The sequence below is a fragment of the Aeromonas sp. 95A genome (genome assembly GCF_051919235.1).
GTDB lineage: Bacteria > Pseudomonadota > Gammaproteobacteria > Enterobacterales > Aeromonadaceae > Aeromonas > Aeromonas veronii.
This window is the reverse complement of the sequence record NZ_JBQBFC010000001.1, coordinates 1,929,285-1,954,544: the sequence shown is the minus strand read 5'-3', so window position 1 is coordinate 1,954,544 and position 25,260 is coordinate 1,929,285. Positions and strand designations below refer to the sequence as shown.

Below are 25,260 nucleotides of genomic sequence, written 5' to 3'. Positions count from 1 at the left end.
CGCAACCTCGTTTTACACACTTCTGTCTGGCTGAACAGTTCAGCTTCAAATCGGTCTATCCTTTCGAATTTTCGAGCTGGTTATTTTTTCCCTCAGTCTGCAAAGTAGGCTGTGGCTTATTGCATTCAAATCAGGATTCAGGAGAGAACATGATCACCAATGCCGTTACCTTGGAACAGGGCGTAACCGTAACCCAACTTAAAGGACAAATTTATCTGGTTGCCGCTGATGGCAGCCGGAAGCTGTTGGCTGAAGGTGATGTGCTGCCTAAAGGGGCGGTGATCGTGTCGCCGGATGGCGCCAGTTTCATGGGCGGCGGACAGTCATTCAATGTGCAACCAGCCAGCGAGCAGAGTGAGCCTGCCGAAGAGGGAGATGCTCCCCAGCTGGCACAAAATGGTGCCGCTGGCACTCCTGATGATATCAATGCCTTGCAACAGGCGATCTTGGGTGGGGCTGACCCGACCCAGGCCTTTGAAGCCTCCGCAGCAGGTGGTGCACCTGCCGCTGGTGGTGGCGGTATTGGGGGCGTCGCCGGTGCCAGTGGCAACGGCGGTTTTGTCACCATCGACCGTACCGGTTCCGCAACCATCGCGGAAGCCACCTTCGATACCACCTACAACACCAATGGTGAACTACCGCTTGGTGCTGCTGGCGAAGATGAGGTATTTGACCTGACTCCGCCCACCATTTCCGTCGTTGCGCCAGACAATACCAATGACACCACTCCGACCCTGACCGGAACCACAGATGCTCCTGCCGGCAGCACCGTAACCTTGCTGGTCACCGATGCCAACGGCAATCAACAGACTCTGACCGCTATCGTTACACCCGGCGGTACCTTCACAGTGGATGTGGTCACCCCCTTGGCTGAGGGCTCTTATACCGTCACTGCCAGTGTCACCGATCCTGCGGGGAATACAGGAACGGCAACCGACAATGGCAGCGTGGATGTGACCGCCCCGACCATCACTGTCGATGCGCCGGACAACACCAACGACACCACACCGACCATCACTGGTACTACCAATGCAGTTCCAGGCAGCACAGTCACCCTGGTGGTGACCGATGCCAATGGCACTCAGCAGACCTTGATCGCCATCGTGCAACCGAGTGGTAGCTACAGCGTGGATGTCACCACCCCGCTGGCGGAAGGGAGCTACAAGGTGGATGCCAGCGTCACCGATCCGGCTGGCAACACAGGTACCGCTACCGACGATGGCAGCGTGGACATTGATGAGTCGGTCGATGCGGTGAACGACCAGTACGAGGTCAACGAAGATGGTTCGGTGAGCCTGAATCTGCTGGCCAACGACAATGCTCCGGATGGCGGGCTGAAGATTGTTTCCATCAACGGCGTCATGCTGACGGGCGGTGCGCAGAGCATCGCGGTCAAGGACGGTGTTGTGGAGATTGCGGCCGATGGCAGCATGACCTTCAAGCCGAACGAGAACTTCAACGGCGATATCAGTTTTGACTATGTGGCCGAAGACGTTGACGGCGATACCGACAGTGCCAAGGTGAACATTAGCGTCAAGCCGGTGAACGACGCGCCGACCATTACGGTAGAGGCCAAGGACTTTATCGAGAACAGCGCCAAGGCCGGCGATGTGGCGGCGACCTACACCACCCGGGATGAAGACGGTGACACCCTCACGGTCGACTTCACGGCGGGTACCAATGACAAGGGCTATTACGCCATCGTCAATGGCGTCGTGGTGCTGACCCAGGCTGGCGCGGACTTCGTCAATAACGGCGGCACCTTGCCGGCGGTCGAACTGACGGTGACCGATCCGGATGGCCTGACTGGCAATGGCAGCGATACGCCGGCCATCACCGCGACCAATGACGCGCCCACCATCGACGTGGTGGCCAACGACTTCGTTGAAAATGAGGCTGCGGCTGGTGATGTGGCGGCGACCTACACCACCCGGGATGAAGACGGTGACACCCTCACGGTCGACTTCACGGCGGGTACCAATGACAAGGGCTATTACGCCATCGTCAATGGCGTCGTGGTGCTGACCCAGGCTGGCGCGGACTTCGTCAATAACGGCGGCACCTTGCCGGCGGTCGAACTGACGGTGACCGATCCGGATGGCCTGACTGGCAATGGCAGCGATACGCCGGCCATCACCGCGACCAATGACGCGCCCACCATCGACGTGGTGGCCAACGACTTCGTTGAAAATGAGGCTGCGGCTGGTGATGTGGCGGCGACCTACACCACCCGGGATGAAGACGGTGACACCCTCACGGTCGACTTCACGGCGGGTACCAATGACAAGGGCTATTACGCCATCGTCAATGGCGTCGTGGTGCTGACCCAGGCTGGCGCGGACTTCGTCAATAACGGCGGCACCTTGCCGGCGGTCGAACTGACGGTGACCGATCCGGATGGCCTGACTGGCAATGGCAGCGATACGCCGGCCATCACCGCGACCAATGACGCACCCACCATCGACGTGGTGGCCAACGACTTCGTTGAAAATGAGGCTGCGGCTGGTGATGTGGCGGCGACCTACACCACCCGGGATGAAGACGGTGACACCCTCACGGTCGACTTCACGGCGGGTACCAATGACAAGGGCTATTACGCCATCGTCAATGGTGTCGTGGTGCTGACCCAGGCTGGCGCGGACTTCGTCAATAACGGCGGCACCTTGCCGGCGGTTGATTTGACCGTCTCCGATGGCACGCTCACTGGCCGGGACAGCGATACCCCGGCCATCACCGCGACCAATGACGCACCCACCATCGACGTGGTGGCCAACGACTTCGTTGAAAATGAGGCTGCGGCTGGTGATGTGGCGGCGACCTACACCACCCGGGATGAAGACGGTGACACCCTCACGGTCGACTTCACGGCGGGTACCAATGACAAGGGCTATTACGCCATCGTCAATGGCGTCGTGGTGCTGACCCAAGCTGGCGCGGACTTCGTCAATAACGGCGGCACCTTGCCGGCGGTTGATTTGACCGTCTCCGATGGCACGCTCACTGGCCGGGACAGCGATACCCCGGCCATCACCGCGACCAATGACGCACCCACCATCGACGTGGTGGCCAACGACTTCGTTGAAAATGAGGCTGCGGCTGGTGATGTGGCGGCGACCTACACCACCCGGGATGAAGACGGTGACACCCTCACGGTCGACTTCACGGCGGGTACCAATGACAAGGGCTATTACGCCATCGTCAATGGCGTCGTGGTGCTGACCCAGGCTGGCGCGGACTTCGTCAATAACGGCGGCACCTTGCCGGCGGTCGAACTGACGGTGACCGATCCGGATGGCCTGACTGGCAATGGCAGCGATACGCCGGCCATCACCGCGACCAATGACGCGCCCACCATCGACGTGGTGGCCAACGACTTCGTTGAAAATGAGGCTGCGGCTGGTGATGTGGCGGCGACCTACACCACCCGGGATGAAGACGGTGACACCCTCACGGTCGACTTCACGGCGGGTACCAATGACAAGGGCTATTACGCCATCGTCAATGGCGTCGTGGTGCTGACCCAGGCTGGCGCGGACTTCGTCAATAACGGCGGCACCTTGCCGGCGGTCGAACTGACGGTGACCGATCCGGATGGCCTGACTGGCAATGGCAGCGATACCCCGGCCATCACCGCGACCAATGACGCGCCCACCATCGACGTGGTGGCCAACGACTTCGTTGAAAATGAGGCTGCGGCTGGTGATGTGGCGGCGACCTACACCACCCGGGATGAAGACGGTGACACCCTCACGGTCGACTTCACGGCGGGTACCAATGACAAGGGCTATTACGCCATCGTCAATGGCGTCGTGGTGCTGACCCAGGCTGGCGCGGACTTCGTCAATAACGGCGGCACCTTGCCGGCGGTCGAACTGACGGTGACCGATCCGGATGGCCTGACTGGCAATGGCAGCGATACGCCGGCCATCACCGCGACCAATGACGCGCCCACCATCGACGTGGTGGCCAACGACTTCGTTGAAAATGAGGCTGCGGCTGGTGATGTGGCGGCGACCTACACCACCCGGGATGAAGACGGTGACACCCTCACGGTCGACTTCACGGCGGGTACCAATGACAAGGGCTATTACGCCATCGTCAATGGCGTCGTGGTGCTGACCCAGGCTGGCGCGGACTTCGTCAATAACGGCGGCACCTTGCCGGCGGTCGAACTGACGGTGACCGATCCGGATGGCCTGACTGGCAATGGCAGCGATACGCCGGCCATCACCGCGACCAATGACGCGCCCACCATCGACGTGGTGGCCAACGACTTCGTTGAAAATGAGGCTGCGGCTGGTGATGTGGCGGCGACCTACACCACCCGGGATGAAGACGGTGACACCCTCACGGTCGACTTCACGGCGGGTACCAATGACAAGGGCTATTACGCCATCGTCAATGGCGTCGTGGTGCTGACCCAGGCTGGCGCGGACTTCGTCAATAACGGCGGCACCTTGCCGGCGGTCGAACTGACGGTGACCGATCCGGATGGCCTGACTGGCAATGGCAGCGATACGCCGGCCATCACCGCGACCAATGACGCGCCCACCATCGACGTGGTGGCCAACGACTTCGTTGAAAATGAGGCTGCGGCTGGTGATGTGGCGGCGACCTACACCACCCGGGATGAAGACGGTGACACCCTCACGGTCGACTTCACGGCGGGTACCAATGACAAGGGCTATTACGCCATCGTCAATGGCGTCGTGGTGCTGACCCAGGCTGGCGCGGACTTCGTCAATAACGGCGGCACCTTGCCGGCGGTCGAACTGACGGTGACCGATCCGGATGGCCTGACTGGCAATGGCAGCGATACGCCGGCCATCACCGCGACCAATGACGCGCCCACCATCGACGTGGTGGCCAACGACTTCGTTGAAAATGAGGCTGCGGCTGGTGATGTGGCGGCGACCTACACCACCCGGGATGAAGACGGTGACACCCTCACGGTCGACTTCACGGCGGGTACCAATGACAAGGGCTATTACGCCATCGTCAATGGCGTCGTGGTGCTGACCCAGGCTGGCGCGGACTTCGTCAATAACGGCGGCACCTTGCCGGCGGTCGAACTGACGGTGACCGATCCGGATGGCCTGACTGGCAATGGCAGCGATACGCCGGCCATCACCGCGACCAATGACGCGCCCACCATCGACGTGGTGGCCAACGACTTCGTTGAAAATGAGGCTGCGGCTGGTGATGTGGCGGCGACCTACACCACCCGGGATGAAGACGGTGACACCCTCACGGTCGACTTCACGGCGGGTACCAATGACAAGGGCTATTACGCCATCGTCAATGGCGTCGTGGTGCTGACCCAGGCTGGCGCGGACTTCGTCAATAACGGCGGCACCTTGCCGGCGGTCGAACTGACGGTGACCGATCCGGATGGCCTGACTGGCAATGGCAGCGATACGCCGGCCATCACCGCGACCAATGACGCGCCCACCATCGACGTGGTGGCCAACGACTTCGTTGAAAATGAGGCTGCGGCTGGTGATGTGGCGGCGACCTACACCACCCGGGATGAAGACGGTGACACCCTCACGGTCGACTTCACGGCGGGTACCAATGACAAGGGCTATTACGCCATCGTCAATGGCGTCGTGGTGCTGACCCAGGCTGGCGCGGACTTCGTCAATAACGGCGGCACCTTGCCGGCGGTCGAACTGACGGTGACCGATCCGGATGGCCTGACTGGCAATGGCAGCGATACCCCGGCCATCACCGCGACCAATGACGCGCCCACCATCGACGTGGTGGCCAACGACTTCGTTGAAAATGAGGCTGCGGCTGGTGATGTGGCGGCGACCTACACCACCCGGGATGAAGACGGTGACACCCTCACGGTCGACTTCACGGCGGGTACCAATGACAAGGGCTATTACGCCATCGTCAATGGCGTCGTGGTGCTGACCCAGGCTGGCGCGGACTTCGTCAATAACGGCGGCACCTTGCCGGCGGTCGAACTGACGGTGACCGATCCGGATGGCCTGACTGGCAATGGCAGCGATACCCCGGCCATCACCGCGACCAATGACGCGCCCACCATCGACGTGGTGGCCAACGACTTCGTTGAAAATGAGGCTGCGGCTGGTGATGTGGCGGCGACCTACACCACCCGGGATGAAGACGGTGACACCCTCACGGTCGACTTCACGGCGGGTACCAATGACAAGGGCTATTACGCCATCGTCAATGGCGTCGTGGTGCTGACCCAGGCTGGCGCGGACTTCGTCAATAACGGCGGCACCTTGCCGGCGGTCGAACTGACGGTGACCGATCCGGATGGCCTGACTGGCAATGGCAGCGATACGCCGGCCATCACCGCGACCAATGACGCGCCCACCATCGACGTGGTGGCCAACGACTTCGTTGAAAATGAGGCTGCGGCTGGTGATGTGGCGGCGACCTACACCACCCGGGATGAAGACGGTGACACCCTCACGGTCGACTTCACGGCGGGTACCAATGACAAGGGCTATTACGCCATCGTCAATGGCGTCGTGGTGCTGACCCAGGCTGGCGCGGACTTCGTCAATAACGGCGGCACCTTGCCGGCGGTCGAACTGACGGTGACCGATCCGGATGGCCTGACTGGCAATGGCAGCGATACGCCGGCCATCACCGCGACCAATGACGCACCCACCATCGACGTGGTGGCCAACGACTTCGTTGAAAATGAGGCTGCGGCTGGTGATGTGGCGGCGACCTACACCACCCGGGATGAAGACGGTGACACCCTCACGGTCGACTTCACGGCGGGTACCAATGACAAGGGCTATTACGCCATCGTCAATGGCGTCGTGGTGCTGACCCAGGCTGGCGCGGACTTCGTCAATAACGGCGGCACCTTGCCGGCGGTCGAACTGACGGTGACCGATCCGGATGGCCTGACTGGCAATGGCAGCGATACGCCGGCCATCACCGCGACCAATGACGCGCCCACCATCGACGTGGTGGCCAACGACTTCGTTGAAAATGAGGCTGCGGCTGGTGATGTGGCGGCGACCTACACCACCCGGGATGAAGACGGTGACACCCTCACGGTCGACTTCACGGCGGGTACCAATGACAAGGGCTATTACGCCATCGTCAATGGCGTCGTGGTGCTGACCCAGGCTGGCGCGGACTTCGTCAATAACGGCGGCACCTTGCCGGCGGTCGAACTGACGGTGACCGATCCGGATGGCCTGACTGGCAATGGCAGCGATACGCCGGCCATCACCGCGACCAATGACGCGCCCACCATCGACGTGGTGGCCAACGACTTCGTTGAAAATGAGGCTGCGGCTGGTGATGTGGCGGCGACCTACACCACCCGGGATGAAGACGGTGACACCCTCACGGTCGACTTCACGGCGGGTACCAATGACAAGGGCTATTACGCCATCGTCAATGGCGTCGTGGTGCTGACCCAGGCTGGCGCGGACTTCGTCAATAACGGCGGCACCTTGCCGGCGGTCGAACTGACGGTGACCGATCCGGATGGCCTGACTGGCAATGGCAGCGATACCCCGGCCATCACCGCGACCAATGACGCGCCCACCATCGACGTGGTGGCCAACGACTTCGTTGAAAATGAGGCTGCGGCTGGTGATGTGGCGGCGACCTACACCACCCGGGATGAAGACGGTGACACCCTCACGGTCGACTTCACGGCGGGTACCAATGACAAGGGCTATTACGCCATCGTCAATGGCGTCGTGGTGCTGACCCAGGCTGGCGCGGACTTTGTCAATAACGGCGGCACCTTGCCGGCGGTCGAACTGACGGTGACCGATCCGGATGGCCTGACTGGCAATGGCAGCGATACGCCGGCCATCACCGCGACCAATGACGCGCCCACCATCGACGTGGTGGCCAACGACTTCGTTGAAAATGAGGCTGCGGCTGGTGATGTGGCGGCGACCTACACCACCCGGGATGAAGACGGTGACACCCTCACGGTCGACTTCACGGCGGGTACCAATGACAAGGGCTATTACGCCATCGTCAATGGCGTCGTGGTGCTGACCCAGGCTGGCGCGGACTTCGTCAATAACGGCGGCACCTTGCCGGCGGTCGAACTGACGGTGACCGATCCGGATGGCCTGACTGGCAATGGCAGCGATACGCCGGCCATCACCGCGACCAATGACGCGCCCACCATCGACGTGGTGGCCAACGACTTCGTTGAAAATGAGGCTGCGGCTGGTGATGTGGCGGCGACCTACACCACCCGGGATGAAGACGGTGACACCCTCACGGTCGACTTCACGGCGGGTACCAATGACAAGGGCTATTACGCCATCGTCAATGGCGTCGTGGTGCTGACCCAGGCTGGCGCGGACTTCGTCAATAACGGCGGCACCTTGCCGGCGGTCGAACTGACGGTGACCGATCCGGATGGCCTGACTGGCAATGGCAGCGATACGCCGGCCATCACCGCGACCAATGACGCGCCCACCATCGACGTGGTGGCCAACGACTTCGTTGAAAATGAGGCTGCGGCTGGTGATGTGGCGGCGACCTACACCACCCGGGATGAAGACGGTGACACCCTCACGGTCGACTTCACGGCGGGTACCAATGACAAGGGCTATTACGCCATCGTCAATGGCGTCGTGGTGCTGACCCAGGCTGGCGCGGACTTCGTCAATAACGGCGGCACCTTGCCGGCGGTCGAACTGACGGTGACCGATCCGGATGGCCTGACTGGCAATGGCAGCGATACGCCGGCCATCACCGCGACCAATGACGCGCCCACCATCGACGTGGTGGCCAACGACTTCGTTGAAAATGAGGCTGCGGCTGGTGATGTGGCGGCGACCTACACCACCCGGGATGAAGACGGTGACACCCTCACGGTCGACTTCACGGCGGGTACCAATGACAAGGGCTATTACGCCATCGTCAATGGCGTCGTGGTGCTGACCCAGGCTGGCGCGGACTTCGTCAATAACGGCGGCACCTTGCCGGCGGTCGAACTGACGGTGACCGATCCGGATGGCCTGACTGGCAATGGCAGCGATACGCCGGCCATCACCGCGACCAATGACGCGCCCACCATCGACGTGGTGGCCAACGACTTCGTTGAAAATGAGGCTGCGGCTGGTGATGTGGCGGCGACCTACACCACCCGGGATGAAGACGGTGACACCCTCACGGTCGACTTCACGGCGGGTACCAATGACAAGGGCTATTACGCCATCGTCAATGGCGTCGTGGTGCTGACCCAGGCTGGCGCGGACTTCGTCAATAACGGCGGCACCTTGCCGGCGGTCGAACTGACGGTGACCGATCCGGATGGCCTGACTGGCAATGGCAGCGATACCCCGGCCATCACCGCGACCAATGACGCGCCCACCATCGACGTGGTGGCCAACGACTTCGTTGAAAATGAGGCTGCGGCTGGTGATGTGGCGGCGACCTACACCACCCGGGATGAAGACGGTGACACCCTCACGGTCGACTTCACGGCGGGTACCAATGACAAGGGCTATTACGCCATCGTCAATGGCGTCGTGGTGCTGACCCAGGCTGGCGCGGACTTCGTCAATAACGGCGGCACCTTGCCGGCGGTCGAACTGACGGTGACCGATCCGGATGGCCTGACTGGCAATGGCAGCGATACGCCGGCCATCACCGCGACCAATGACGCGCCCACCATCGACGTGGTGGCCAACGACTTCGTTGAAAATGAGGCTGCGGCTGGTGATGTGGCGGCGACCTACACCACCCGGGATGAAGACGGTGACACCCTCACGGTCGACTTCACGGCGGGTACCAATGACAAGGGCTATTACGCCATCGTCAATGGCGTCGTGGTGCTGACCCAGGCTGGCGCGGACTTCGTCAATAACGGCGGCACCTTGCCGGCGGTCGAACTGACGGTGACCGATCCGGATGGCCTGACTGGCAATGGCAGCGATACGCCGGCCATCACCGCGACCAATGACGCACCCACCATCGACGTGGTGGCCAACGACTTCGTTGAAAATGAGGCTGCGGCTGGTGATGTGGCGGCGACCTACACCACCCGGGATGAAGACGGTGACACCCTCACGGTCGACTTCACGGCGGGTACCAATGACAAGGGCTATTACGCCATCGTCAATGGCGTCGTGGTGCTGACCCAGGCTGGCGCGGACTTCGTCAATAACGGCGGCACCTTGCCGGCGGTCGAACTGACGGTGACCGATCCGGATGGCCTGACTGGCAATGGCAGCGATACGCCGGCCATCACCGCGACCAATGACGCGCCCACCATCGACGTGGTGGCCAACGACTTCGTTGAAAATGAGGCTGCGGCTGGTGATGTGGCGGCGACCTACACCACCCGGGATGAAGACGGTGACACCCTCACGGTCGACTTCACGGCGGGTACCAATGACAAGGGCTATTACGCCATCGTCAATGGCGTCGTGGTGCTGACCCAGGCTGGCGCGGACTTCGTCAATAACGGCGGCACCTTGCCGGCGGTCGAACTGACGGTGACCGATCCGGATGGCCTGACTGGCAATGGCAGCGATACGCCGGCCATCACCGCGACCAATGACGCACCCACCATCGACGTGGTGGCCAACGACTTCGTTGAAAATGAGGCTGCGGCTGGTGATGTGGCGGCGACCTACACCACCCGGGATGAAGACGGTGACACCCTCACGGTCGACTTCACGGCGGGTACCAATGACAAGGGCTATTACGCCATCGTCAATGGCGTCGTGGTGCTGACCCAGGCTGGCGCGGACTTCGTCAATAACGGCGGCACCTTGCCGGCGGTCGAACTGACGGTGACCGATCCGGATGGCCTGACTGGCAATGGCAGCGATACGCCGGCCATCACCGCGACCAATGACGCGCCCACCATCGACGTGGTGGCCAACGACTTCGTTGAAAATGAGGCTGCGGCTGGTGATGTGGCGGCGACCTACACCACCCGGGATGAAGACGGTGACACCCTCACGGTCGACTTCACGGCGGGTACCAATGACAAGGGCTATTACGCCATCGTCAATGGCGTCGTGGTGCTGACCCAGGCTGGCGCGGACTTCGTCAATAACGGCGGCACCTTGCCGGCGGTCGAACTGACGGTGACCGATCCGGATGGCCTGACTGGCAATGGCAGCGATACGCCGGCCATCACCGCGACCAATGACGCACCCACCATCGACGTGGTGGCCAACGACTTCGTTGAAAATGAGGCTGCGGCTGGTGATGTGGCGGCGACCTACACCACCCGGGATGAAGACGGTGACACCCTCACGGTCGACTTCACGGCGGGTACCAATGACAAGGGCTATTACGCCATCGTCAATGGCGTCGTGGTGCTGACCCAGGCTGGCGCGGACTTCGTCAATAACGGCGGCACCTTGCCGGCGGTCGAACTGACGGTGACCGATCCGGATGGCCTGACTGGCAATGGCAGCGATACGCCGGCCATCACCGCGACCAATGACGCACCCACCATCGACGTGGTGGCCAACGACTTCGTTGAAAATGAGGCTGCGGCTGGTGATGTGGCGGCGACCTACACCACCCGGGATGAAGACGGTGACACCCTCACGGTCGACTTCACGGCGGGTACCAATGACAAGGGCTATTACGCCATCGTCAATGGCGTCGTGGTGCTGACCCAGGCTGGCGCGGACTTCGTCAATAACGGCGGCACCTTGCCGGCGGTCGAACTGACGGTGACCGATCCGGATGGCCTGACTGGCAATGGCAGCGATACGCCGGCCATCACCGCGACCAATGACGCACCCACCATCGACGTGGTGGCCAACGACTTCGTTGAAAATGAGGCTGCGGCTGGTGATGTGGCGGCGACCTACACCACCCGGGATGAAGACGGTGACACCCTCACGGTCGACTTCACGGCGGGTACCAATGACAAGGGCTATTACGCCATCGTCAATGGCGTCGTGGTGCTGACCCAGGCTGGCGCGGACTTCGTCAATAACGGCGGCACCTTGCCGGCGGTCGAACTGACGGTGACCGATCCGGATGGCCTGACTGGCAATGGCAGCGATACGCCGGCCATCACCGCGACCAATGACGCGCCCACCATCGACGTGGTGGCCAACGACTTCGTTGAAAATGAGGCTGCGGCTGGTGATGTGGCGGCGACCTACACCACCCGGGATGAAGACGGTGACACCCTCACGGTCGACTTCACGGCGGGTACCAATGACAAGGGCTATTACGCCATCGTCAATGGCGTCGTGGTGCTGACCCAGGCTGGCGCGGACTTCGTCAATAACGGCGGCACCTTGCCGGCGGTCGAACTGACGGTGACCGATCCGGATGGCCTGACTGGCAATGGCAGCGATACGCCGGCCATCACCGCGACCAATGACGCGCCCACCATCGACGTGGTGGCCAACGACTTCGTTGAAAATGAGGCTGCGGCTGGTGATGTGGCGGCGACCTACACCACCCGGGATGAAGACGGTGACACCCTCACGGTCGACTTCACGGCGGGTACCAATGACAAGGGCTATTACGCCATCGTCAATGGCGTCGTGGTGCTGACCCAGGCTGGCGCGGACTTCGTCAATAACGGCGGCACCTTGCCGGCGGTCGAACTGACGGTGACCGATCCGGATGGCCTGACTGGCAATGGCAGCGATACGCCGGCCATCACCGCGACCAATGACGCACCCACCATCGACGTGGTGGCCAACGACTTCGTTGAAAATGAGGCTGCGGCTGGTGATGTGGCGGCGACCTACACCACCCGGGATGAAGACGGTGACACCCTCACGGTCGACTTCACGGCGGGTACCAATGACAAGGGCTATTACGCCATCGTCAATGGCGTCGTGGTGCTGACCCAGGCTGGCGCGGACTTCGTCAATAACGGCGGCACCTTGCCGGCGGTCGAACTGACGGTGACCGATCCGGATGGCCTGACTGGCAATGGCAGCGATACGCCGGCCATCACCGCGACCAATGACGCGCCCACCATCGACGTGGTGGCCAACGACTTCGTTGAAAATGAGGCTGCGGCTGGTGATGTGGCGGCGACCTACACCACCCGGGATGAAGACGGTGACACCCTCACGGTCGACTTCACGGCGGGTACCAATGACAAGGGCTATTACGCCATCGTCAATGGCGTCGTGGTGCTGACCCAGGCTGGCGCGGACTTCGTCAATAACGGCGGCACCTTGCCGGCGGTCGAACTGACGGTGACCGATCCGGATGGCCTGACTGGCAATGGCAGCGATACGCCGGATGTTACGTTGGTGGACGACTCCCCCACCACCTCCGGCGGTTACGCGCAGGGTGATGAGGACACACTGCTCACCCTGACGTGGGGCCAGTTCAACGCCAGTGATGCAGATACACCTGAGGAGCAGCTGTCGATCAAGATCACCTCACTGCCGGCGGACGGGGTGCTGCAGTACAAGGATGCCAACGGTAACTGGCAGTCAGTGGTGAAAGATCAGGTATTTACTAAGGCCGATATCGTCGCCGGCAAGCTGCAATTCAAGCCTGATCCGCATGAGGCGAGCGGGTCGGCGGGCAGCGGTGTGAACACGGGTGCGGACGGCAACAAGCTGGGGGATTATGCGTCGTTCGGCTATCAGGTGAGCGACGGGGTAAACAGTAGTGGTAATGCGACCTTTGTGGTCGATATCAAGCCGGTGGTTGACGGCGTGACGCTGAAGGTTGAGCTGGTGAGTGGCGGGTTTGTGCCGGGCGCGGTGAAGGTCGAGCAGATTGAGTCCGACCTGGCTGGCAAGACGCAGTCTGATAAGCCGAGCGCTGGCGATGATTATCTGGTTTCCAAAGATGGCAACTGGGTCCAGGGCGGTGGCGGCAACGACACCATCAAGTACGGCAGTGGCACTGACTTCCAGGCAGATGGCGGTTCTGGCAATGACATTCTGATCGGCGGTGGCAGTGTCAATGACCATCTGATCGGTGGTGACGGGGACGATATTCTGATCGGCGGTAAGGATGCGGCATCCTCGGTCAAGCTACAGGGCGATGCGGGTAACGATACGCTGATATCCCAAAGCCTGAAGGCTACCACGACCTATTACGGTGGGGATGGGCAAGATGTTGCCTATATGCCGGGTTCGATGAAGGACCTTAAGCTGGTGATGACAGGTTTGCCAAAGGACTGTAATTACCGGCTGGTCTATAAGGACCCGGTCACCGGGGCGGAGACCAACCACGACTTCTACAGCGTTGAGACCCTTTACCTGCAAGATGGCAAGTATGAGTTCAAGGATGGCAACCTGAACAAGGTGGCGGATCTGGCGACCTTGAAGGTTGATGTCGACCTGAAAGATATCGACGGCAGCGAGCGCTTCACCGATCTGACCATTACCGGCCTGCCGACTGGGACCGTGGTGCAAGGCGGCAGCCTGCAGGCCGACGGCAGCTGGAAGGTGCCGGCCAGCATGCTGGATCAAGACGGGAAAGTGTCGCTGCAGGTGGAGTTGCCTGTCGGTAGCCAGAATATCAAGGTCACAGTGGTGGCTGGTTCGCAAGAGTATGATATGGATGATCTGCCGATAGCCGGTCAAGTGAAATATACCGAAGCGGATACCGGCTTTATGGTCAAGCCCAGCAATCCGAACGGCGATAACACTGTCGAGGGTGGGCGTGGTGATGATGTATTGCTGGGAGATATAGGTGGTATCAAGACCTCGGTTGATCCGGGCAAAAACTACAATATCGCCCTGATTGTAGATACATCAGGCAGTATGAAATTTGGCCTGGATGGAAGGGAAGACCCGCCTGCAGGTCAGGACAGAATGACCTTGACGATTAACGCCCTGAAAGCGTTGGCCAATCAGCTGGCAGGCCATGATGGTGTCGTTAACGTGACGCTCATTGGCTTTAGTTCCTCGGCGAATTCACTGCTGACGCTTAACAAGCTGACGCAGAGTAATGTGCAGGATTTGATCAAACAGATCAGCTCGCTGAAGGCCGACGGGGCGACCAACTACGAGGATGCCTTTATCAAGGCTGCCGCGTGGTTCAACAGCCAGCCGGGCAGTGGCAGCGGGAAAACGTTCGAGAACTTGACCTACTTCCTGACTGACGGTAACCCGACGGTTTATAACGGGGATACTTCGGGCAGTGGTGGCACAACCAACGATATCGATATGCAGAAGGCCATCGATGCTTTTGCGAATCTGTCCGGCCAGAGCGAGGTCAAGGCGATCGGCATCGGTAATGGCGTGACGCAGGGGAACCTGGCGTATTTCGACAATACCAAGGTGGTCGGTTCTGGCAGTAAATATGAGAACGCTCAGTTGCTGAATGATTTTTCCGGCAATACAGGGCCGTGGAGCGCGAGTAGCTGGAGCAAGACCGGCGATAGCTCGGGCTCGGTTGATATCTCCGGCGGCCGTCTGACGCTGACGGATAAGGGTGATAATGGTGTGTCAGTGTTTAGAAGCGAAAAGCTGACAGTGGCGGCGGGGACCGGTCTGCGCTTCGATCTGAGTACGGGTAATGATTTCGGCCGCGGAGACACTTTCTTGGTGCAACTGCAACGCTGGAATGGCTCTGCCTGGGTGAATGTCGGTGCCGCGGTGACCTCGGCCGGAACAGTCAACAGCGGTGCGTTGGCGGCGGGGGATTACCGCTACGTATTCACCGTAAATGAGGATGATAGCGGGGATTCTGCCACGCTGCTGATCGACGATCTGAACAAGGTGATGGGCGGGCGTCCGCCGGTTGGCCAACCCGACATCATCACCACGGCAGATCAGCTTAAGGCTGTGCTGGTTGGCAGTTCGACCACCAATACACCTGCTGAAGTGGGGGCCGATGTCCTGCACGGGGGGGCGGGTAACGATATCCTGTTCGGGGATGCCATCAATACCGATCACCTGCCGTGGGGCACGGCTGGCAACCCGACCAAGCCGGCAGACTGGGTCAATGGCAAGGGGCTGGATGGTCTGACCCAGTTCCTGACCTTGAAAAATGGTTATGCACCCAGCTCCCTTGAGCTTTACGAGTACATCAAGGGGAATGCCAACTCATTGGATGTGGCGGGCGATACCCGAGGGGGGAACGACAAGCTGCACGGTGGCCTTGGTGACGATATCCTGTTTGGCCAGGGTGGCAACGATGAGCTCTATGGTGATGATGGCAACGATATCCTTTATGGCGGCACTGGCAGTGACAAACTGTATGGTGGTTTGGGTAACGACATTCTGACTGGCGGCGAAGGTAAAGATTTCTTCGTATGGAGTCAGGGAGATGCGAGTGCCAGCAATCCTGCCGTTGATACTGTCACGGACTTCAAACCGAGCCTGAGTGATCCGACGCTGCGCGACAAGCTGGATCTGAGTGACCTGCTGGATCATGATGGGTCTAAAACGGAGTCATTGCTTAAAAGTCTGTTGTCTGTGTCTGCAGATAGCCAAGGTGTGCATCTCAAGGTTAGCGATTCGGTGGGTGGTTCTGTGACCCAGGAGATTGTGTTGTCTGGTCACACTTTTGGCTCTCTGACCGGTAATAGTGGTGCAACGGCTAGCCAGGTGATCGATTACATGTTGGCCAACAACATGCTCGATATTGATAAACAGTAAGCACTAACAACTACGCAATAAAAAAGCGGCAGAGCAATCTGCCGCTTTTTTTATCTTTGCAAGGAAGAGAAATCAGTTGCCGAGGGTGGCGAACAGGCTCTGCTCCAGGGTGCCGCGGGAGACACAGACCGGCTTGATGGACGGGGCCGGTACGCGCTCGCCTGAGGATTCAACGAAGAACAGTTCGGTGTTGCCCTTGACGTTGACGGTGGCCACGCTGCTGTTGCCGCTCTGGGTGATGATTAAGTTGATCTGCAGGTTCGGGTTACCCAGTGCAACTTTGGAACCCATGGTGCCGCAGTCCAGCCACTCCAGCCCGTCGGCTGACTGGTTGACGTTGGCAGTCATCAGGCCGGAGCCACGCTGGCTGTTTTCGATGGTGAGGCCGTGTTCGGTGAACCACTTCTCGGCGCGAGCCCACACCAGATCCACCGGGATCGCCATTTCCTGAGTATTGTTGGTTGCCTTGGCAATTGGCGGGTTGTAGCGATACTCCTCACCGCCGTTATTGTCACCAGCACAACCAACCAGCAGCAGCGCCAATGCGCTCCCCATAATCTTTTTCATCTTGTTTCTCTCGTCCATATCACCAGGCCATTGGCCAACCGGCGCCTATTATCGCCGGAGCGACAATCTCTGTCAGCAACCATCCAGCGTTCGATGTTATGGGGAGGTGATCGGGGTGCTTTACAAAATTGGTTTGCTATCATAGATTTGCTCGAAATTCCTCCATAAGCACCCCTGTGACTAACATGCTCACCCCGGATCTGCTGCAGCAGATCATCGACCAATTGCCAATGAGTATCTTCTGTCGAGATAGTCATGGGCGTTACCTGTTCGCCAATCGTGAGTTCGCCCGTGAAGCCAAGCTGGAGTCGCCTGCCGAGGTAGTCGGCAAGACAGATGCAGATATGCCATGGGGCGATCTCTTTCGCAGTGAGGATGAGCAGCTGCTTGCCGGAGGCGTGCCGATGCTGTATCAGCAGCTCCATTGCAACCGGGGCGGGAATACCTGCTGGATGGAGGTGCACAAGGTGCCTCTTTACACCCCGCAGGGGGAAGCGTGCGCAGTATTCGGGGTGGTTAACGAGATTGCCCAGCGCAAGAGCCTGGAACAGACGGTCAAAAAGCAGCAGTTGTTGCAGCGTTTTCTGCTCGATGCTATTCCTGACCTGATCCGTTTCGATGATCACAACGGGGTGTTGCTGGAGTGCAATCAGGCGTTTCTCGACTTTATCGGCCAGGGGGCGGATGAGGTGCTGGGTCAGCAGCTACCGTTCCGGCTGGCGGCGCCGCAGGGGATGGGTCATGGCGAGTGTTGTCTGCTGGATGCCAGCGGGCAGGGGCGACACATGGAGATCACCCGGGTCGATGTCCCCGATGGTGATGGTCACTCCCTAGGAATCCTGACGCTGGGGCGTGACATCACCGGCCTGCGCACCACTCAGGCGCAGTTGCAGCAGGAGCAGCACTACGACAGTCTGACCGGGCTGCTCAAACTCTCCCGGTTCTTGCAGACCAGCCGCCATCTTGGGGGACGCAGTGCCACGCTGGTGCTGGTCGATCTGCACCATTTTCGTGAAATCAACGATCGCTTCGGGATCCGGATTGCCGATCGCCTGCTGAGCCAGGTGGCCAAGCGGTTGCAGCAGCTGGTACCGCCGCGTTCCCTGCTCTGTCGGGTCGCTGCCGATGACTTCAGCCTGTTGCTGCCGGATTTCAATGAGCCATTGCAGGGGTGGAGCCAGCATCTGCAGCAGCAGTTGATGGAGCACTATCAGGTGGAAGATCATCGCATCCAGATCCCAGTGTTTCTGGGGCTGGCCCAGGGGCGGGCAAGCGATGCCGAGCGGTTGCTCAGCCATGCCGAGGCTGCGCTGGCGCAGGGCAAACGGCAGCAGCAGTACTGCACCCTGTTTGATCCCGAGCTGCATGCCCGGCTCAAGCGGCGTCAGCTGATCGCCGCCCAGTTGCCGCTCGCTATCAAGTCCGCCCAGCTGGTTGCCGTCTATCAGCCTATTATCTGTACCCGCACTCATCGGCTGCACGGCGCCGAGCTGCTCTGTCGATGGCCCCATCCCGAGCTTGGGATGATCTCCCCCGATGAATTCATTCCGTTGGCGGAAGAGATGGGGATCATCGGTCAGCTTGGCCAGTTAATGTTGGAGCAGGGCTGTGCCCAGCTGGCGCAGTGGCAAACTGCGCAGCCGGATATGGTGCTATCCATCAACCTCTCACCGCTACAGTTCCGTGATCCGGCGCTCTGTGAGCGGGTCTCAGCCTGCATCGCCCGCCATGGTCTCAAGGCCAGTCAGCTGGAGCTGGAGATCACCGAAGGGGTACTGATGGAGAACGCCGACGAGATTGAGACCAACCTCGACAACCTGATCGCCGCCGGTTTTCAGTTGGCCATCGACGACTTTGGTACCGGTTACTGTTCACTAGCCTATCTGCCGCGGTTGCAGGTAGCGACCCTCAAGCTGGATCGCAGCTTCACTCAGGGGCTGGCCAGCAATAGCGCGACCACCGCTATCGTGCGTTCGGTCATCGGGTTGGGCCATGAGCTCGGGATCCGCATCACCGCCGAAGGGGTAGAGACACCCGAGCAGCAGTTGTGGCTGACCGAGGCGGGGTGTGATCGGTTACAGGGCTATCTGTTCAGCCGCCCCCTGCCGCCGACGGAGTTTGCTGCCAGCTATCTGGCGTGAGAGATCGTCAGAAACAACAAGGCCACCGCAAGGTGGCCTTGTTGTTTTACGATGGAGGCAGGATCAATCCTGGAAGTAGGTGCCCCAACCATCGTAATCCACCCCGTATTTTTCCAGGATGGGCAGCATCTTGGCGATATCGGCGACGATCGCTTCGACATTCAGCTTGCACTCGATGGTGGCATCGAAGCAGAAGATGGTGGCGCCGTCATCCAGCTCCATCTCTTCGGCATCGGTCACTTCAAAACCGGCCTTGAACAGGTCAACCGCTGCTTTTTCCAGACGGTCGAAATCCTGGCAGGCGAAGTGGTGCTCGATGTCGTAATCCGCATCGGGATTGCTGCCATCGGCCAGCAGTTCGTTGACGATCTCGGTGGTCTCATCACGCCACTCTTGCATATTCAGACTCATGTTGCCTCCAGGCGGTATCATTGCGGCAAAGCATACTCGCAGAGTGGATTCGGCTCAATGCGGCGGACCCACTGAACCTCGAATTTCCATCATATTGGCGCAGCCTGCAGGGCGTGCAGAGGCCAGCAAGTACGGCAAACAGGACTGAAATGGATAATAAATGGTCGCTTCGTTCGGTTGTTGAGCGAACGCGCTTTTTATCGTGCCATCATGGTTGACACTCTGCGCTGGAAAGGGGTTAATGCGCGCCGTTGCCCAGATAGCTCAGTCGGTAGAGCAGGGGATTGAAAATCCTCATGACAGTTTCTACACCACTACGCTGGACAGCACACACTACAAGGCTTCGCTTACAATGCGAGGCCTTTTTGTTATGCGTCTCTGGTCAATCTCTGGCAAGATTGCTCACCGAGATCGGGATTCATAATCGCCACCTCCTGATCCACTGCTTCATCTGACAACAGATAGCAAAATACGCACACCCCATCCCCTGCAATGCCCCCCATTTCCTACGAACAACGCGTGCCCTCCCTACCAACTCTGCGTGATACAGGTTGTATCGTGCGCCAAATCCCGGTTATCGCAGAGGGAATGCTTCCCGGACAGTCATGGAAGATACTGTGGAATCCACGGCCCTCATTGAGTTATGTACCGAATCTTGTTAGCGTTAATCCATTCTATTTACATAGATATAGAGTAGACATAAGGAGCCAATGATATGGCATTTATCAAGATGGCAACTCGTTTTGGTACGCAGAGTTTTTACAGTAATGGCCAATTAATTGGTTTAACTGGTCCGAATGCATATGGTATGGGCAGTATTACTTATGCGCCTTTTGAAGCATCCCCGGTTGAGCGAACAATGGAACATCAGGACGGAACCTCTTCCCATTTTGATGGACAAGGACATATGACAGGTACTAGTTATCAAGATCAACTAGGTAATAGCCATTTTTTGGGGAGCGATGGTCACGCTATACATTCATACGACACTTCACTAGGTGTCAATATGTTTGATGATCATGGATTAGTTAAAAGCATTATTGGTGAAAGTGGGCTAGCACACGAACTTGCAAAGGCTTATATGTCAGGGGAAATTGAATTTAGCCAAGGCTTGTCCGATATCATCATATAGGGAATATATTCTATGGATGTTTTACAACGTATTCATGCATCGACATATACACTATTAACAGAACGCAGCCGTTCCTTTATCGATGAAGCTGATACGGTGAATGTTGCTCGAGCCCCACTTGATTGTATTCAGTTAATATCACATTTTATTGACGATGACAGAGGGGTTTTTTCTGAATTTGAATCTCTCTTTCCAGCCTGTTCGTTCGATGCTGCCGCTATTATTTTTCAAAAAATTATTGATGGTAATGAAATAACAAACGCAGTCAAACATGCTAGCTACGGCTTTAATATGGTGAATAACCCATTGAGGCTGATGGCAAGAGTTGCGGTAAAACAGATTGAGGATTCCAACGAGTACCTGAGGGCTAGACCGATTATACAACGTGACGGCCTTCCGATCGTATTGGCTGCCATCGATGAGATGCTAAATCGTGGTATTAGAGATGAAGCTATCAACAATGCTATTTATTGTGCGCATGCATACACGAATGGTTATATCGATGAGCAAGGCTTGTTATGCAATAATCATGATGAAGAGTCTCTTGAAATATTCTTAGAACAATTTGACTCTTTGGTAGAGTATAACTGGTCATCAGGTGGAGTAGTCGGAAAACTTGATACTACAGAGGCTAGAGTTGGCAAAACTATGGGTGGGGTAGGCGGAGCATTAGCTGGGGCAAAATTGGGGGCGGTAATTGGTTCTGTAGTACCAGGGCCAGGTACAGTGCTTGGTGCCGCAGTCGGAGGAGCCATGGGCAACTATTTAGGAAAATCATTTGGAGAAGGTGCTGGGGTTCAATATAAAGACGAAAATAAGGGTGATGAAGTTAATCTGATGATAAAAGATGTTCGTAGTGCTCTCAAAAAATGGTTTTGAATGGCGAAAGTGCGTTGATAACTAATGCTCCCCCTTCTATGGGTGGGCCTAATATGGGGACTTAATCGTTGTCTGGAGGACCTATTTACGTCTTGCTATAGCTCGGCGTAAACTAGTTAAAGAATTTTTTACTTGCAAATCGGCAACCAGTAGCGAGTACTCAGGGTGTAGTGATGTGATGGACGCCCCCTCCCTGCGCGGTCAGTTTCATACTTAGGCTGACAGCGTTCAACTTGGGGGATCACCACATGAACACGATCAAAGTAGTTGGAATCGATATTGCTAAGTCTGTTTTTCAGGTGTGTGTATGGATGGCTGATGGTTCTGTTGCCTGGAATCGTAAAATATCTCGCCAGAAACTGCTCCACACGTTGCGCCAGTTTCCACCGCAAACACTGATTGCTATGGAAGCTTGCTCAACATCTCATTTCTGGGGACGAGCACTGATATCGATGGGCTATGACGTAAAGCTCATTCCCACACAGCATGTCAAAGCCTTTGCAAGACACCAGAAGAATGATGCCAACGATGCATTAGCTATTTGTGAAACAGCTTGCCGACCAGGGATCCACTTCGTCTCAGTTAAAACTACAGAACAACAAGATATCAAGGCGTTACGTAGTGCTCGCCAGCTCATAGTTGAGCAGCGAACCGCTCTGGCTAACCAACTACGGGCATTACTTGCCGAGTACGGAGTCATTATTCCAGCCGGGTTACAACGCCTGCAACGACAACTGCCAGAAGTGCTTGAAGACGGAGACAATACGATAACCTTCACGCTTCGCCGACTACTGAGCCTGTTACGAGAAGATATGCAGATGCTCACTGAACGGATTGATGTCTTGGATAAGGAACTAGCTGAACTGTCCAGCCAGCAGGTTGCCTATCACCACTTATTGACCATTCCTGGTGTCGGGCCACTGATTGCCGCTGCGGTGGTCAGTGAGGTTGATGCCACCCAGTTTTCCAGCGGCCGTGAGCTTTCTGCTTGGTGTGGCTTAGTCCCTCGACAGCACAGTTCAGGTGGAAAACAACGGCTTTCATCCATGACCAAGAACGGTAATCGTAACTTGAGGACCTTGATCATCCATGGCGCTCGAGCGGTGATGCGTTGTGTGCAAAAACGGGATGACAGTTTAGGGAGATGGGTTAAGGCAATTGAATTGCGGCGTGGCTTCTTGAAAGCCACTGTCGCCCTGGCAAATAAGTTAACTCGGATCATCTGGCGTGTACTAACTGACTCGGTTGATTTCAGTATGAACAGAGCTTTTGCAGGAAGTTAATTTGATATTTGCTTAGAAAATCTACGTTACTGAGTTTGCAGGCACTGATGAAGAAACGGGTACCGTCCTTGTAACAGCCTGAATTAGACCTGGGTATGCATATACCGGTGTAGTGATAAGGAAGCAAGGCTCGGATGACATCATGGCGAGGGAGTTAATCCCATCATAACGCCGGATATATGGTCGCAAACCGTATCAGTTCAGTTCTTGCACAACCCGGGGGCGTCCATATATGGTCTAATCATCCCGGACACCATTTTAGGTGGTACAGTCGCCACCATGACCTGAGGTGTTCAATGACAAGATTACGTCGCTCATTTACTGCCGAATTCAAACTCGAAGCCGCATCCCTGGTGCTCGACCAGGGATATTCTGTCCCTGAAGCCAGCCGTTCACTGGATGTCGGTGAAACCGTACTTCGCCGCTGGGTTCAGCAACTGCAATCCGAACGAACTGGCACAACCCCAATCGGCAAAGCACTGACTCCGGAGCAGCAAAAAATTCAGGAGCTGGAAGCCCGTATCAACCGGCTCGAACGTGAAAAGGACATTCTAAAAAAGGCTACTGCTCTCTTGATGGCGGACGAGTTCACACGTACGCGCTGATAGACCGATTAAGGGAGCAAGCCCCCATCACCTTGGTCTGCTGCGCTTTCGATGTTCCAACATCCTGCTTTTACGACTATCTGGCCCGCAGACGGGCGATTAACCGTGAGCGGATACAGCAACGCAGTGAGTTGCGCCGGTTGTTCAAAGAGAGCAGGAGCTCTGCAGGCAGCCGCGCCTTGATGTCGATGATGCGGGAGTTGGGGTATCAGATTGGTCGATTCAAAGTACGTAACCTGATGAAGGAAGCCGGGCTGGTATCCAAACAGCCGGGCGCTCATCGTTATCAGGTCGCCCAGTCTGAGCGACCGGACATTTCCAATCTGCTGGCTCGCGAATTTGATGTCCAGCAACCCAATCAGGTGTGGTGTGGCGATATCACCTACGTCTGGGCAGGTGGACGCTGGCATTACCTGGCAGCGGTGCTTGACCTGCACACCCGGCGGGTCGTGGGCTGGGCGATGTCTGATAAACCTGATGCAGAATTGGCAATCAAAGCACTGGAGATGGCCTATCAGCAGCGTGGTTGCCCATCTGGTGTGCTGTTTCACTCTGACCAGGGCAGCCAATATGGCAGTAGGGCATTTCGGCAACGACTGTGGCGCTATCGCATGACCCAGAGCATGAGTCGGCGTGGCAACTGCTGGGATAATGCCCCGATGGAGCGATTGTTCAGAAGTCTTAAAACGGAGTGGGTTCCGGCTATGGGATACATGAGCGTGCGGGAGGCAAAGCGGGATATCAGTTATTACCTGATGGATTACTACAACTGGCGGCGTCCACATCAATACAATGACGGGATACCGCCAGCAAAAGCCGAGGTTCGGCCTAACCAAGTGTCCGGATTTAGTTGACCACTACACCTGCACTGCGGGTAGGTAATCATCATAAATGAAGCGCTCTACCGATAAACTAGCGTAATAGGTTTGCTCGAATCCATCTGGATCAATGATGAACTCCGCCAACAGTTTACGTGCTTTGTCGCGTATCACTTTGAGGCTAGCCTCACTGGTGCTCGCAATCCTTTTCCGACGATGCTTTTTTCTGTGCGTATCGAAGTAGCCGACCTTGGTACCAGATTTATAAGTAATCCATATGAGCCTAGGTACGTACTCGTCTTTTACCTCTTTTTGTTTGGAGACGTGTTCTCCACACGACTCCTGCCTACTTTTAGCAGTTGGCGTTGACACTTCGCTGCTCACAACTACCTCTCTAACCATAACCGCCGGGATTGACGGTTATGGGAGGCATTTTGCATTTTCATAGTCAAAGAACGACCGCTTAAAAAATGAGCAGAGCATTGATATTTAATGCATTTTTTTATGTGTGAAGGTTCTGAAGGCCGTCTGGAGAGGCGATTCAGAGGCAAATTTCAGGATCGTCCTCTGGAGACCGACTTTTTGAATCTCGTGAAAAACGCTCCTGATTTGCTGGGGTGATCGTGATTTGCCAACCCGAAAAAGCTTGTCGATTGAGCCCTTTTGTAAGGTGTAACCAAGATTCGTTTTTGTGATTTGAGTCACAATAAATTTTTAGTTCACCCGCCGAAACACCATCAATTCTCTTCTTCACAGGGACGCTGAGGAGCTGACGACCGGAGGTACAGAGGCCGCGACACACCAAACCCTGTTTGGTCAATTTCTGGTAACTTTTCAGCGCACAAAAAACATGCACGTTAGTTCATCCGTTTTT

Annotated in this window: 9 protein-coding genes; 6 read left to right on the top strand and 3 right to left on the bottom strand. The window is 57.6% G+C overall.

The window, feature by feature from the left end; translation table 11 throughout:
- The first annotated feature begins 149 nt into the window (after positions 1 to 149).
- Entirely contained in the window at positions 150 to 16,550 is a 16,401-nt protein-coding gene (locus ACTG2U_RS08615) for an Ig-like domain-containing protein (protein ID WP_439974356.1), read from the top strand.
- Positions 16,551 to 16,622: 72 nt separating this feature from the next.
- On the opposite strand, the gene ACTG2U_RS08610 is transcribed toward ACTG2U_RS08615, so the two are convergent.
- Positions 16,623 to 17,117 (bottom strand): hypothetical protein, encoded by a 495-nt coding sequence (locus ACTG2U_RS08610; RefSeq protein WP_429014204.1) that lies wholly within the window; start codon positions 17,115 to 17,117, stop codon positions 16,623 to 16,625.
- Between the two features lie 185 nt (positions 17,118 to 17,302).
- Between ACTG2U_RS08610 and ACTG2U_RS08605 the strand changes: the two genes are divergently transcribed.
- Positions 17,303 to 19,258 (top strand): sensor domain-containing protein, encoded by a 1,956-nt coding sequence (locus tag ACTG2U_RS08605; RefSeq protein ID WP_194495545.1) that lies wholly within the window; start codon positions 17,303 to 17,305, stop codon positions 19,256 to 19,258.
- Between the two features lie 63 nt (positions 19,259 to 19,321).
- Here the strand turns inward: ACTG2U_RS08605 and rraB are convergent, their stop codons facing one another.
- Positions 19,322 to 19,657, bottom strand: coding sequence for a ribonuclease E inhibitor RraB (gene rraB / locus ACTG2U_RS08600; protein WP_026034893.1), 336 nt, complete (start codon positions 19,655 to 19,657; stop codon positions 19,322 to 19,324).
- Between the two features lie 727 nt (positions 19,658 to 20,384).
- On the opposite strand from rraB, the gene ACTG2U_RS08595 reads away from it, so the two are divergent.
- The 4 genes from ACTG2U_RS08595 (at position 20,385) to ACTG2U_RS08580 (ending at position 24,422) form a co-directional block, all read left to right on the top strand.
- On the top strand, positions 20,385 to 20,801 hold the full coding sequence (locus tag ACTG2U_RS08595; RefSeq protein WP_225511056.1) for a hypothetical protein: 417 nt from the start codon (positions 20,385 to 20,387) through the stop codon (positions 20,799 to 20,801).
- Positions 20,802 to 20,813: 12 nt separating this feature from the next.
- On the top strand, positions 20,814 to 21,680 hold the full coding sequence (locus tag ACTG2U_RS08590; RefSeq protein ID WP_225511055.1) for a glycine zipper domain-containing protein: 867 nt from the start codon (positions 20,814 to 20,816) through the stop codon (positions 21,678 to 21,680).
- A 248-nt stretch (positions 21,681 to 21,928) separates the two neighbouring features.
- On the top strand, positions 21,929 to 22,963 hold the full coding sequence (locus ACTG2U_RS08585; protein ID WP_201035198.1) for an IS110 family transposase: 1,035 nt from the start codon (positions 21,929 to 21,931) through the stop codon (positions 22,961 to 22,963).
- 296 nt (positions 22,964 to 23,259) lie between these two features.
- A protein-coding gene (locus tag ACTG2U_RS08580) for an IS3 family transposase (protein WP_429070639.1) occupies positions 23,260 to 24,422 on the top strand; the annotation gives its coding sequence in 2 pieces (ribosomal slippage) (positions 23,260 to 23,515 and positions 23,515 to 24,422; 1,164 coding nt in all).
- 3 nt (positions 24,423 to 24,425) lie between these two features.
- Here the strand turns inward: ACTG2U_RS08580 and ACTG2U_RS08575 are convergent.
- Positions 24,426 to 24,770: a hypothetical protein gene (locus ACTG2U_RS08575; protein WP_429012695.1), complete on the bottom strand. Its 345-nt coding sequence runs from the start codon at positions 24,768 to 24,770 to the stop codon at positions 24,426 to 24,428.
- Between the last annotated feature and the right edge of the window lie 490 nt (positions 24,771 to 25,260).